9 protein-coding genes and 1 pseudogene are annotated in these 13729 nt (G+C 72.1%); 9 read left to right on the top strand and 1 reads right to left on the bottom strand.

The genetic code is table 11. The features are described from left to right. Positions 1-336: 336 nt before the first annotated feature. The 4 genes and pseudogenes from GTY84_RS07990 (at position 337) to GTY84_RS08005 (ending at position 6190) form a co-directional block, all read left to right on the top strand. Positions 337-3256, top strand: a pseudogene (locus GTY84_RS07990) (Tn3 family transposase). A 137-nt stretch (positions 3257-3393) separates the two neighbouring features. Beyond that, positions 3394-4128 (top strand): MerR family transcriptional regulator, encoded by a 735-nt coding sequence (locus GTY84_RS07995; RefSeq protein WP_161225438.1) that lies wholly within the window; start codon positions 3394-3396, stop codon positions 4126-4128. Then, complete coding sequence (locus GTY84_RS08000; RefSeq protein ID WP_161225439.1) at positions 4125-4964, top strand: hypothetical protein; 840 nt, start codon at positions 4125-4127, stop codon at positions 4962-4964. Before GTY84_RS07995 ends, GTY84_RS08000 begins: the two co-directional genes overlap by 4 nt. 470 nt (positions 4965-5434) lie before the next feature. Continuing rightward, positions 5435-6190, top strand: coding sequence for a recombinase family protein (locus tag GTY84_RS08005; RefSeq protein ID WP_345943360.1), 756 nt, complete (start codon positions 5435-5437; stop codon positions 6188-6190). Positions 6191-6435: 245 nt separating this feature from the next. On the opposite strand, the gene GTY84_RS08010 is transcribed toward GTY84_RS08005, so the two are convergent. Then, a complete protein-coding gene (locus tag GTY84_RS08010; RefSeq protein WP_161225440.1) occupies positions 6436-6795 on the bottom strand; it encodes a helix-turn-helix domain-containing protein in 360 nt (119 codons plus the stop codon). Positions 6796-6872: 77 nt separating this feature from the next. Between GTY84_RS08010 and GTY84_RS08015 the strand changes: the two genes are divergently transcribed. The 5 genes from GTY84_RS08015 to GTY84_RS08035 all read left to right on the top strand — a co-directional run bounded on the left by GTY84_RS08015 (position 6873) and on the right by GTY84_RS08035 (position 13674). Further along, positions 6873-7577: an SDR family oxidoreductase gene (locus GTY84_RS08015; RefSeq protein ID WP_161225441.1), complete on the top strand. Its 705-nt coding sequence runs from the start codon at positions 6873-6875 to the stop codon at positions 7575-7577. 285 nt (positions 7578-7862) lie between these two features. Further along, entirely contained in the window at positions 7863-9125 is a 1263-nt protein-coding gene (locus GTY84_RS08020) for an ATP-grasp domain-containing protein (protein WP_161225442.1), read from the top strand. A 554-nt stretch (positions 9126-9679) separates the two neighbouring features. Continuing rightward, complete coding sequence (locus tag GTY84_RS08025; RefSeq protein ID WP_161225443.1) at positions 9680-10930, top strand: MFS transporter; 1251 nt, start codon at positions 9680-9682, stop codon at positions 10928-10930. 171 nt (positions 10931-11101) lie between these two features. Beyond that, positions 11102-12322, top strand: coding sequence for a metallophosphoesterase (locus GTY84_RS08030; protein WP_161225444.1), 1221 nt, complete (start codon positions 11102-11104; stop codon positions 12320-12322). 497 nt (positions 12323-12819) lie between these two features. After that, entirely contained in the window at positions 12820-13674 is an 855-nt protein-coding gene (locus GTY84_RS08035) for a hypothetical protein (protein ID WP_161225445.1), read from the top strand. The last annotated feature ends 55 nt before the right edge of the window (positions 13675-13729 follow it).

Consider the following 13729-nt stretch of genomic DNA (forward strand, 5'->3'; position numbering starts at 1 on the left):
AGGGAGGACGCGGCACAGGCACTCCCGGCGTTCCGGCGAGGACCGGCGGGCCGTCGGCGAGCCGCGGCGGCCCCGGCTCCAAGGCGCATGTTTCGCACAGGAGTTGCGGTGCGGCGACGTCCGCCCGGGGCTCGGCCGGTGCCGAGGAGAGCCCTCGGCGGCTCCGCGGCGGCGCCGTCGGGCCGCGGCAACCTCCCCCGGTCCGGCCTTGGGGAACATCGGTACAGCCGTTGGCACTGAGAACAATCATGGTCGGCTAGCACAGCGATCATCCCCAGAACTGAGGTTCGCCGAAAGATCGTCGATCACGGGTGGGGCCTGGCTACGGTCCGCGTCATGCCGGTGGAGTTCTCAACTGATGATCAGGCCGAGGCGTACGGGAAGTTCGCCGAGGAGCCGACGAGACCCGAGTTGGAGCGGTTCTTCTTCCTGGACGATGTCGACCGGGATGTGATCGCGCTGCGGCGTACGAAGCATCATCAGCTGGGCTTCGCCCTCCAGATGTGCACGGTCCGCTACGTGGGGCTGTTTCTGGAGGACCCTCTCGTGGTGCCGTGGCCGGTGGTCGAGCACCTGGCCGTACAGCTCGGCATTCAGGACCCGTCGTGCGTGAAGCGGTACACCGAGCGGCTGAAGACGGCGTACGAGCACGCGTGGGAGATCCGGGACGCCTACGGCTACCACCCGTGCGAAGATGCGGAGTGGGGGCGGAAGTTTCGGACGTTCCTGCACGGCCGGGCGTGGACCCATGCGGAGGGGCCGGTCGCGCTGTTCAACCAGGCGGTGGGTTGGCTGCGGCGGAACCGGGTGCTGCTGCCGGGTGTCTCGGTGCTGGCCCGGCAGGTGTCGGAGGTTCGCACGATCGCGGAGAAGCGGCTGCACGCCACCGTGGCCAGGGCGGCTCACGCGCGGACCCTGCGCTGCCGGCGGACCTGGTGGCCACGCTGGTGACGCCGGAGGGCGGCCGGTACTCGGAGTTGGAGCGGCTGCGCCGGCCGCCGACGGGCACGGCGTTCGCGCGGTCGCTGGAGCGGGTCGACGAGATCGGTGCGTTCCAGCTGGGGCGGTTGAGCTGTCGCAGATCCCGCCGAACCGGCTCGCGGCGCTGGCCCGTTACGGGCTGGGGTCCAAGGCTGCGAGTCTGGAGCGGGCCGCAGAGCCCAAGCGCACGGCGATGCTCACCGCGGTGATGCGCCGCCTTGAGGCCAAAGCGATCGATGAGGCCCTGGACCTGTTCTCGGTGCTGATGGCGACGAGGCTGATCAGCACGGCGAAGCGGGCGACGGGCAAGGAGCGGCTCTCGACGCTGCCGCAGCTGGAGAAGGCGTCGCGGACCCTGGCGCGGGCGGCGCTGGCCACCCGGTACAACACGGTGCGGCCGTTCCTGTCGCTGCTGGGCGAGTCGAAGGCGCTGGACGCGGCGACCCGCGGGAAGCGGGTGCTGGCCGGGGTGAAGCGGCTGCCCGCTCTGGCGCGGCGTCGGGTGAAGGACACGCCGCTGCTGCCGCGCGAGGTTGATGACAAGTTGGTGCCGGCCGCGTGGCGCAAGGCGGTGTATGCCAACGCCGGGGGCCGTGGACCGGGACGCATACGTGGTGTGCGTGCTGTAGCAGTTGCACCGCGCGCTTCAGCGCCGGGACGTGTTCGCCTCTCCCTCGCACCGCTGGTCCGACCCGCGCGCCCGGCTGCTGGACGGCACGGAGTGGGAGGCCGTGCGGGAGGACGTTCTGACGGGTCTGAGCCTGGATATGCCGGTCGAGGAGCACCTGGCCGCGCTGGTGACGGCGCTGGATGCGGCGTGGAAGCAGATGGCGGAGCGGCTGGAGACGGCTGGGCAGGACACGAAGGTCACCATCGAGGTCCCGCCGGGCGGCCGGGCGAAGCTGAACGTGTCCAAGCTCGGCGCGCTGGGCGAGCCGAAGTCCCTGACGTGGCTGCGGGGGCGGGTGGAGAAGATGATCCCGAAGATCGACCTGCCGGAGCTGTTGTTCGAGGTGCACGGCTGGACCGGGTTCCTGGACGCCTTCGTACACCTGGGCGACGGCACAACCCGCATGAAGGACCTGACCACCTCACTGATGGCCCTCCTGGTCTCGGAAGCGTGCAACATCGGCATGACCCCGATCATCAACCCCGCGCATGAGGCGCTTCACCGTTCCCGGCTGGTGCACGTCGACCGTTCTACCTGCGGGCCGACACCATCGCCGCGGCGAACGCCGCACTGATCGAGGCGCAGGGCCAAGTGCCGATCGTGCGGTACTGGGGAGACGGGCTGCTGGCCTCGGTCGACGGATTGCGGTTCGTCGTTCCCGTCCGCACCATCAACGCTGCCCCGTCGCCGAAGTACTTCGGCTTCAAACGCGGCATCACCTGGCTCAACGCCGTCAATGACCAGGTCGCGGGCATCGGGCAGATGGTGGTGCCGGGCACGCCGCGCGACTCCCTGCACATTCTGGACGCCCTGCTGAACCTCGACGGCGGGGTGAAGCCGGAGATGGTCGCCACCGACAACGCCTCGTACAGCGACATCGTGTTCGGCATCTTCCGCATCCTGGGCTACAACTTCAGCCCCCGGTTCAAAGACCTGGACGACCAACGGTTCTGGCGCGCGTCCCATCCCGGCGTAGAGACCGGCACGTACGGGCCGCTGGAGCCGCTGGCCCGCAACCGGGTCAACCTGAACAAGGTGATCACTCACTGGCCGGACATGCTCCGGGTCGCCGGTTCCCTGGTCACCAACCAGGTTCGCGCCTACGACCTGCTGCGGATGTTCGGACGCGAAGGCCACCCGACCCCGCTGGGGCAGGCATTCGCCGAGTACGGCCGGATCGCCAAGACCGAGCACCTGCTCCGCGTCGTCGACCCGGTCGACGACACCTACCGCCGCCAGATGAACCGCCAGCTCACTGTGCAGGAGTCCCGGCACAAGCTGGCCCGCGACGTGTGCCACGGCAAGCGCGGCACCATCCACCAGGCGTACCGGGACGGGATGGAGGACCAGCTCGGCTCACTGGGCCTGGTCCTCAACGCCGTGGTGCTCTGGACCACCCGGTACATCGACGCCGCTGTCGCCCGGCTCCGTGCCGAGGCACACGAGATCCGGGACGAGGACATCGCCCGCCTGTCCCCGCTCAAGCACCGCAACCTCAACGTCCTGGGCCGTTACAGCTTCACCGCCTCCACCCCGGCTGGCGGCGCCCTACGCCCGCTTCGCGACCCGGACGCAGTAGAACTCGACGAGGACGACGAGGGGTAGCGGGAGCGGACTCTGGCCAGATACGTGCGCTGGCGAAGACGTACCGCTCCGGTATGTAGACACGCTTGAATCGTTTTGCGCCCGACGATACTCTCAGCGCTTGACCTTGACGCAACGGCAGAGTTTCTACTGGCGGCATGCGAATCGGAGAGATCGCCGCGCTCGTGGGGCTCACCACCCGGGCGATCCGGCACTACCACCATGTCGGGCTGCTTCCGGAACCGGAGCGGCGCCCCAACGGCTACCGGGCCTACAGCGTCCGCGACGCCGTCCTGCTCGCCAGGGTGCGCAGGCTCACCGAACTCGGCCTCAGCCTCGATGAAGTGCGCGACGCCCTCGCCGACGATGCCGGGCGCGAACTGACCGAGATATTGGAAGAACTCGACGCCGACCTGGCCCGCCAGGAAGCCGACATCAGAGAGCGCCGCTGCCGGCTCAGCGCCCTGCTCGCCGAGCCGCCCGGCGCGACCGGGCCCGTCTCACCCGCCCTCGCCGCACTGCTGGCACAGGCCCCCCGAACAGACTCGCCGAGCGCGGCCAAGGACCGCGAGTACCTCACGCTGCTGGACGCCACCAGCACCGGTATCCAAGAGATTTTCGCGCTGCTCGGAACACTGGTCGCCGATCCCGCGGTCGTCGAACTGTATGAGCGCCTCGATGCGCTTGCCGAAGCCCCCACCGACGATCCGCGGATCGCACCCCTGGCAGCTGACCTGATGGCAGCCGTCCCCGAGGAACTGTTCGCCGCAATCCCCGAGGACGGGGCGGTCGTGACCGGGTTCAAGGAGGCGCTGCTCGCCGAGTACACCCCCGCGCAAGCGGAAGTCGTGGGCCGACTTATGGACGCGTTCATGGAGAGGGGCCGGGGATGAACGGCCGACCAAGGGGCGTACGGGCGGCGCGGGTCGCGGTCGCCGCCGTACTGCCGGGGGAACTGGCCCTGGCGGCCTGCCTGGTGGCTGGGGTCCGGCCGCCCGGTTGGGCGCTGGCGGGCGCCGAGGTGCTGGTGCTCGTGGTGCTGCTGTTCGAGGCATGGGTGCTGCGCTCGCTGTATGTCGCCGCGCGCGCCCGTGGCGCAGACCGCCGGGCGGCGCGGCGAGCTGCCGTACAGGAGGCGGTGCCGGTGACGGTCCGTCGCCTGGTCCTCCACGAACTGCGCGCCCTCGCCTCCCTGGGGCGGTGGGTCCGGCGCGGCACGCACGGGGTGCGCCCCGGGGACCACGCTGCCGCGTACACCGGGCCCCAGACCGCGATGATGTACGGGCTGCTCTTCGTGATGGTCATCGAGACGGTGGTCCTGGCCTTCCTCATCCCTTGGCCGGTGGTCCACCGGGTGATCCTGGTACTCGACCTGTACGGCGTCGTCCTCGTGCTGGCCCTGCACGCCGCCTGCGTCACCCGGCCGCACGTCGTGCACCCCGACGGCTCTCTGCGGATCCGCTACGGAGCACTCTTCGATCTCGCCGTACCGCCGGACGCGGTCGCCTCGGTCCGGGTCGACCGGCGCTATCCCGAAGGCGGCCTGATCACCCTTTCCGAGGACGGGGTCCTCGACCTCATAGTGGGCAGCCAGACCTCGGTGACCCTGGAGCTGAACCGGCCACTCCCCTTCACCCGCCCGCTCGGCGCAACGGAAGAGGCCCACACCATCCGCTTCCACGCCGACGACCCACGCGCACTGGTCAGCGCGCTCCGTCAGCCCGCCTGAGCACACAGGTTGGTCCTCGCCGCGACGTGACGCCCGGCAAGGGGCTCCGAACGGGCGCCGCCCGGTTGCATGTTCGACTTCTCGGCATTCTCACAAATGAACATCTGCGAGAGATCTGCGAGAGGCCCGGGAGTGATCACGTCTCCGCAGGTCACCGTTCGCAAAGTCCTCTCGAAACCGGCGTGTTGTGCGAGGCACTTCTGAAAGGCTGCCGCCATGGATCTCACGCCCGATCAGGCAGCATTGGCGGTAGAGCGTCACGACTGCCCGAACTGTGACGCGCCCGCTGGAAGCGCCTGCCGCACCCGGGGCGGGAAGACCGCCGCGAAGTACCACACCCCGCGCTTCGTCCTCGTCCCCGCGCTCCGCGAGGAACTGGAGATCCCCGTCCCCGCCGACCGCCTCCCGGCCGCGTGTGGAAGCAGGGCCCCGCGCTCGCCGTCGTGCCCGCGCCCCGCACCGAGCGGCCCGTGAGGATCGGGTACGCCCGCACCTCGACTGCCCGCCAGGAGCTGGCGAGCCAGCTCGAAGCCCTCCACGGCGCAGAGTGCCACAAGGTCTTCCAGGAGCAGATCAGCACCCGCGTCAAGGTGCGGCCCGAGCTGGAGAAGGCGCTTGCGCTGGCCCGCCAGTTCAAGGAAGCCGCACCCGAGACGCCGGTCATCTTCACCGTCCACGAGCTCAAGCGGCTCGCGCGCAACGCGGCCGAGCTGATGACGCTGTCCGCCGAGCTCCAGGCCGGCGGCATCCAGCTCGAACTCCTCACCGGCCCGCTCACCGGCATCTACGACCCCAACGGCATGGGCGCCATGTTCTTCGCCGTGCTCGCCGTCGCCGGGCAGATCGAACGCAACTACATCCGGGAGAAGACCCTCGAAGACCAGGTCACCGCAGCGGCCAAGGGCAACCACGGCGGACGGCCGAAGGTCATCGACGACGACATGCTCACCTTCGCCGTCTCGCTCAAGGACAAGGGCGTCCCCGTCCCCGAGATCGCGAAGAAGCTGGTCATCAAGACCGGGAAGAACGCAGGCAAAAACCCCTCGGTCGCCTGGCTCTACCGGGCACTGGCCGAAGCCGAAGAGGTCGCGGCGGACGACGGCCCGCCACTGCGACCCAAGCCCGTCCGCATCCGCCGGCCAGAAGACCCGCTCACTCCCGAGGAGATCGACCTCCGCGACCGCCTCCGGGCCCAGCCCCGCCCGAACGCGGAGATCCGCAGCTAGTTGCCGTGACCGGCAATGTTTGCCCGGAAGGAGCGTCGTCCAGTGCGTGCGATCGCAAGGCGGCCGGAAGCCCTTGTAGCGGAGCTACCGGGGCTTTTGGCCAACGTCGCGAGCGTGCGTGCTGGGCGGCGCGACGGGGCAAAGCTTTCCGGGAGGGGCACTAGACCTCATGATCAATCTCAGCGCCAACGGCTGTACCGATGTTCCCCAAGGCCGCGGTACGCCTCCTGTTGCCGGGTCCCGGCTCAGCGGACCGTCTGGCGGGCGCGGGCCATCTCCATGTCCGGGACGTGCTCCTCGGCCCAGAGGCGTATGGCGCGCAGCGGTCCGAGCAGCGAACGGCCCAGCGGCGTCAGGGCGTACTCGACCCGGGGCGGGTTCTCGTCGTACTCCTGACGGCTGATCAGCCCGTCCGCCTCCAGGGAACGCAGGGTCTCGGTCAGGGCCTTCGAGGTGATGCCCCGGATGTGCCCCTTCAGTTCGCCGAAGCGACGGGGCCCGTCGTCGAGGGCGTTGACGACGAACACGGTCCAGCGGGCGCCGATGCGGTGCAGCACCGTTCGGCTCGGGCAGGTCGCCGCCATCACGTTGTACGCCTTACCCATCGCTGCCCCCAGTTTCGTTGAAGATACCGGTATCAAATCCATACCGTTCTCTCCGATCCTACGAGAGGGCGTGACGCATGGAGCGGATCCTCGTCATCGGTGGTGCGCGGGCGCTCGGCGCGGCCGTCGCGAGGCGTGCGGTGAAGGACGGGTACGACGTCGTGGTCGGTGCCCGCGACCTGGCCGCGGCCGAGGCGCTGGCGCGCGAGATCGGCGCCCGGGCGGTGCGGGTCGACCTGCAGGACGAGTCGACGCTCGCGGCCGCGGCGGAGCGGCTGAAGGAGGGGGTCGACCACATCGTGACGACCGGATCGGCGCCGCACGACGTGCGCGCTGCCGGGCTGGACCGCGACAGGCTGGTGGCCGCGTTCACGGCGAAGGTGATCGGCCCGATGCTGGTGGCCAAGCACTTCGCGCCGGTACTGCGGCCGACCGGGTCGATGGTGCTGTTCTCCGGTGTGGTCGGCCGGCGCCCCGGGCCGGGGTCCCTCGTCAAGGGGGTCACCAACGGCGCGGTCGAGTTCGCCGCGCGCCACCTGGCGGCGGACCTGGCACCGGTGCGGGTCAACGCCGTCTCGCCCGGTGTCGTGGACTCGGGCGCCTGGGACCGTCTCGGTGAGGGCAAGGCCGCCCTGCTGAGCAGGAGCGCGGACAAGACCCTCGTCGGACGGCACGGTGTGAGCGACGACATCGTCGACACGGTGATGTGGCTCCTGCGCGCGGGATTCGTCTCCGGCGAGACGATCCACGTCGAGGGCGGCGCCCGCCACACCTCCGCCTGACGTCCGGCCGCCCGACACCCGGCCGCCCGACACCCGGCCGCCCGACACCCGGCCGCCCGGCGCCCGGCGCCCGGCGCCCGGCGCCGGGCCACCGAGTGCCCGGATCCCGGGAGCGCTGCCCGCTCCCGGGATCCGCGCTCCCGCGTGCGGCCGAGAGCCGGCGGGACCGGGAAGGTGTCACCGGCCGACGCTCCCGCAGCATCCTCCAACGCCCCGTTCCCGGCCGCCGCACCGCCGTCACGCGGACCCGGCCCCAGCCCGCCCCAGTCCTCCAGGAGGCAGAGCATGTCCGAGCACATCCTGATCGTCGGCCCGGGCCGCGACTTCCCCCCTCGCCTCCGCCGCGCCGAGCCAGGGGCCCGGACCACGGTGATCTGCGACATCACCTACATGGGCCGGGTCCGCGAACCGGGTGGCAACGCCCGGGTCATCTGCGTCCGCAGGGACGCCCCCGAGCAGGAGTGGATCGACCTGGCCATGGCGGTGCACAAGTTCGATCCGTTCACCCGCGTCAGCTCGTTCGGTGAGTCGGACCAGTACCCCTACGCGGCGATCGCCGAGGCCCTGGGACTGCCCGCGCACAGCAGGGAGACCGTGAACCTGGCCCACGACAAGGCAGCGATGCGCGCCTGGCTGCGCGAGCAGGGGATCGACGGCGCCGCCTCGGCGCGCGTCCGGGACCTGGAGGAGCTGCGCGCCTTCGTGGGGCGGCACGGCCTGCCGTGCATCGTGAAGCCGGTGACCAACGCGGGCAGCGCCGGGGTCAGCAAGGTCACGTCCGAGAGCGACCTGGAGCGCGCCCTGGAGCGGGCCGGCGGGAGCGGTACCGGTCCGGCCGAAGGGGGCGTGCTGGTCGAGGAGTTCTTCGACGGCCCGCAGTTCAGCGTCGAGGCGTTCTCCGAGTCCGGCGAGCACGAGGTGGTGGGTGTCACCCGCAAGTACTCCGACCCGGTGAGCTTCGTCGAGTTGGGCCATGTCTCGCCCGCCGGCCTCTCCGGCGAGCGGAGCCGGGAGATCGGGACGTACGTCGAGCGGATCCTCGACGCCATCGGAGTGCGCGACGGACCCACGCACACCGAGATCGTGCTCACCGACCGGGGCCCGCGGCTGATCGAGACGCACATCCGCATGGGCGGCGACAGGATCCCGGACCTGACCCTGGACGCCACCGGTGTCGACATCGACGACTGCGCGGTCCGCCAGGCGCTCGGCGAGCGGGTGCTGCCGGGCATCCGCGCCGCCCTCGACGCCGCGGACCGGCCGAGGCGGGCCTCATCGGTCTGGTTCGCCTCGGTCGACACGGCCGGCGTCCTCGACGCGGTCACCGGGACGGACGATGCGGCGGCCGTGCCGGGGGTGACCGAGGTGTCGGTGCTCGCCGAGCCGGGCACCAGGATCGGCGCGCTCGTGGACTCCGAGTCACGGCTGGCGTGCGTCCGGGCGCTGGCGGACACCCCGGATGCCGCGGTGACGGCCGCGCAGGAGGCCGTCTCCCGGCTGGAGTTCCGGATCAGGGCACGCCCGCAGGGCAGCGGCGCGGCGGTCTGAGACGGGTCGTGTGCCTGCCGCCGGGGAAGCGCAGCCCGGTGGCGGCAGGCACACGACCGGTGCGGAGCCGCGCTCGTGGTGGCGCGCGGCCCTCCCCGACCGGCGCCGGTGCCCGCCCGGCCGGGCCGGTGGAAACGGAGGCCCGGTGGGAACGCCGACGCGGTGCGGGGCGGTCGGCGTCCACGGGGATCCGGGGACGGCCCGCCCTCGGTCGGCGTCGTGGCAACGCGCGTCGATTCCCGGCGCGTTGACCGACCCGCACCGCCGCGCCGGGCCCCGCTCCGCCCCGGTCCGTGGCGGAGCGGGTGAGCAGGGCATCAGGCCCTCGGCGAACCCATCCGCCGGACACCGCTGCGCGGCCGGAAGCGGGAGGCCGCCCGTCCCGCACGGGGCGCCCGTCCCGCACGGGGCGCCCGTCCCGCACGGGGCGCCCGTCCCGCACGGGGCGCCCGTCCCGCACGGGGCGCCCGTCCGGCGCTCGGCGACAGGCGGCCGGAGTCGGTCCTGTCGCGCCGCGTCCCTTCAGGTCCCACGAGAGAGAAGAGAACCCTGACATGACGGCTGGCCCCCGGACCGCCGCGCCGCGCGGCGGCTCCTCGTCACGCTCGGGATTCTGGCACTTCTGGGCCGCCTCGGGCATCAGCAGTCTGGGATCCGGCATCACCGCCGTGGCCCTGCCGCTGACCGCCCTCGCCGTGCTGGACGCGTCGGCCTTCGAGGTCGGTCTCATCACCGCCGCCAGCTACACCGGCGCGGTCCTCATCGGGCTGCCGGCCGGGGTGATCGTGCAGCGGTTCCCGTTGCAGCGGCTGCAGGTCATCATGGACCTGATCCGGGCCGCCCTGATCGCCTCGGTCCCCGTCGCCGCGTGGCTGCACATGCTGACGCTCGCTCAGCTCGTCCTGGTCGGGCTCGCCATCAGCCTGGCCAACATCCTCTTCGACGTCGCCAACACGGCCTTCCTCCCCTCCCTCGTCGCCAAGGAGGAGCTGACAGCCCGCAACAGCCTCCTCTCCGGAACCCTGGCGACGACCCAGCTCGCCGGCCCCTCGCTGGGCGGCCTGCTGGTGCAGACGCTGGGGGCGGCCACCAGCCTCATCACCGACGCGGTCAGCTACCTGCTGTCCGCGGTCTTCCTCTGGCGCGTCCCCAACAAGGACTCACGCTCCGCCGCGCGCGACCACGAGCCGTTCGCGCAGCAGGTGAGGGCCGGGCTGAGGTTCGTGCTGCGGCACCCGGTCATACGCCCCTGCGTGGTCGCCTCCACCGCCCTCAATCTCTCCTCCGGCGTGGTCCTGGCCACGGCACCGGTCTTCCTCGTCCGGACGGCCGGGCTGCCCGCGGGGACGGTCGGGCTCGTCCTCGCCAGCGACGGGGTGGGCGCACTGGCGGGTGCCGCGATCACCACCCGTCTCTCGGCCACGATCGGAACGGCCCGCGTCGCGTTGGTCTCGACCGCCGCGGGAGCCGTCCTCGCGCTGGGCATGCCGCTGGCCCACGCGAGCTGGACGGCGCTCTGCTTCGCCCTGGGCCAGGCCGGCTTCGCGGCCGGCATCACCGCGTTCAGCATCGTCACCCGCACCCACCGCCAGACCGTCACCCCGCCGGAGCTGCTGCCCCGCGTCGTCGCCTCCGTCCGCTTCTTCACCTGGGGAGCGATTCCGGTGGGCGCGCTGCTGGGCGGACTCGCCGCCGACACCCTCGGAGCGCGCAACGGCCTCCTGGTCGGCTGCACCGCCGCCTTCCTGGCACCGGTGGCCCTCCACTTCAGCAAGGTGCGCCACTGCAAGGACCTCGCCGACTGAACCGCGCCCGGCGTCCCGCCCGGGCTCGCTCCGTCCTCCCGGCCGGTGCGGCGCGCGGCGCGGCGGCCGGGCGCCGTACCGCTCGGAGGGGGCCATGTGGAACGCCGGTCCGGTCGCCCCGGGTCACCGGATACAGTGCGCGGGACGCCGGCCAGGGCAGGAAGAGGAAGCGTGACCGACACCAGCGACACCAGGCCCGCCGACGGCGGGGAGCGAGCGCCGCAGCCCGGCTGGCTGCACCGGCTGATGCGATGGATCCCCCTGATCGCGCCCCTCCTGCTGTGGGCGGTGCCCTGCTGGGTGCTCCTGTACACCGGCCAGCACTGGCCGCTGCCCGTCACCCTGATCGGTACGTTCCTCTTCGTCCTGGGCCCGGTCTGCATGCCGCTCGCGATGGTGCGCGGCCACGGTCGGCGCCAGGAGGACCGGGCGGCGATCATCGGCGACACCCTGCTGGGGACGAGCTGGGTCCTGTTCACCTGGTCCGTCCTGACCGGCGTACCGCTGCGGTTCGCCCTGGCCGTGGCCGATGCCGGCGGGCCCGAGGACCGGGCCCGCGCCGTCACCTGGGCCGCCCTCGGCATCACCGCGGCACTGCTCACCTGGGGGCACGCCGAGGCGCGCCGTGTGCCACGGGTGCGCCGGCTCGACGTACCGCTCCCCCGGCTGGGCCCCGGACTGGACGGCACCCGTGTCGTCCTCGTCACCGACACCCACTACGGCCCCCTCGACCGCGCCCGCTGGTCGGCGCGGGTGTGCGCGAGGGTGAACGCCCTGGAGGCCGACCTCGTCTGCCACACAGGCGACATCGCCGACGGCACGGCCGAACGCCGCCGCGCCCAGGCCGCCCCGCTCGCCACCGTGCGGGCCACCCGGGCCCGTGTGTACGTCACCGGCAACCACGAGTACTACAGCGAGGCCCAGGGCTGGGTCGACCTGATGGACGAACTGGGCTGGGAGCCGCTGCGCAACCGCCATCTGCTGCTCGAACGCGGAGGCGACACCCTGGTGGTCGCCGGGGTGGACGACGTCACCGCGGACTCCTCCGGCCTGCCGGACCACCGCGCCCACCTCGCCGGAGCGCTGAGCGGCGCCGACCCCGGCCTGCCCGTCCTGCTCCTGGCGCACCAGCCCAAGTTCGTCGACCGGGCCGCGGCCGCCGGTGTCGACCTCCAGCTCTCCGGCCACACCCACGGCGGCCAGATCTGGCCCTTCCACCATCTGGTGCGCCTGGACCAGCCCGCCCTCGCGGGACTCAGCCGGCACGGCGCCCGCACCCTCCTCTACACCAGCCGCGGCACCGGCTTCTGGGGCCCGCCGTTCCGCGTCTTCGCCCCCAGCGAGATCACCCTGCTCGTCCTCCGCTCCCCGCACGCGCCTCCCGCGCCATAGCGCCGGACGGCGCGGACCTCCTCGCGGCGCGGATGCGCGCGGGGCACTCGGCGGGGGCCGGCACGTTCGTGGAACGGTGCGCCGGGGCGCTCCGGCGGGAGGTCCCCCTCCGGTGGGGGCGGCAGGTCGAGGGCAGCCACCCCGTGCACGGCGCCCGACGGGGGCGGAGACCGGTCGCGGGGCGTCACGGGCCCGTACCGGTCGTGCACGGGGCGGGTCGCCACCGGTCGCCCTGCGGGGGCTCACCCACCGTGCGAGCGCGGGGAACGGGCGGCCGGGGCGTGGTTGCGACGGGAGCTCCCCCCCGGTGGAGACCTCCGGTCCACCGGGGGATACTGGACGTGGGTTCAGCGCTTCCGCATCCGGCGACAACCCGACGACCTCCCTGAACCGACTCCCGTCATACCGCGCCGGAACTCCCGGCGGCACGGAACCGGGACGAGGCCCTGGCACCCGAATTCCCCCGTCGGTTCATGGTGAGTGGCAGGGTGAGAATCATGACCGAGTCCCATGAGAGCCGCACCGGACCCGACGTGCGGATCGAGTTCAGGACGGATCCGGACGACGACACCCGGCAGGGGGTGGAGAAGTCCGTCCGGGCCATGGCGGCGCACTCGGCCGAACTGACCGCGCGGGCCCGTGCCGTGAGTTCCGGGGGCGACGAATTGACGGCACTGGTCGACGACGCGCTCCGGCGGCAGATCAACTCGGATCCCGGGGCGGCCGCGGCGCTGGCGGAGATCCTCGACCGCCCGCTGGGACCCGAGTTCGAGCCGGGCTCGGCTTCCCCCCGGGTCGTGGGCGCGTCCCCTCCGTACGACTACCACTGGTCCTGGCACGACCTCAACGGCGCCGCCCAGGACCAGATGATCCTCGACGACGCGGCCGCGCACGCGGCCCTGTACGCCAAGTCCGGTCTGGGCGGGGCGGGAACGTTTGTCAACGCGCACGCGGGGTTCGGCATCGGGTTCCGCGCCAACGGCTCCCGGGTGATGCGGGCGGACTCCGGCCGCCGGGTGACGTTCGGGTACGTGGCGGGGGCCAAGGGGTTCGGCTCCAACGCGACCGTCGAGGGCGGCCTGGACTGCACCGTGTTCGAGAACGGCCGGTTCATGAAGGGAGACAGCCGGAGGATCTTCCGGCGGCGGGCGAGCGTCAATGAGACGTTCGTGGTCAATCCCGGTGCCTGGGTGCTGGATTCCTCGATGCCGCTGGAATTCCCCGCGGTGGCCGGGCGGGACTACAACTTCAACGTCGGTGTGTGGGTGTACACGGACAACACGTCCGGTGTGGGCGTGTCGGCCGCGAAGTCCCTGTGCCAGGTCCTCGTCGAGTCCATGTGGGTGGCTTGACGGCGCTCCCCGGCGGGCGGCCTTCCACGTACGGGGGCAACCCCGCCGGGGAGCC

Source organism: Streptomyces sp. SID8352 (assembly GCF_009862265.1).
In the GTDB taxonomy this organism is placed as follows: domain Bacteria; phylum Actinomycetota; class Actinomycetes; order Streptomycetales; family Streptomycetaceae; genus Streptomyces.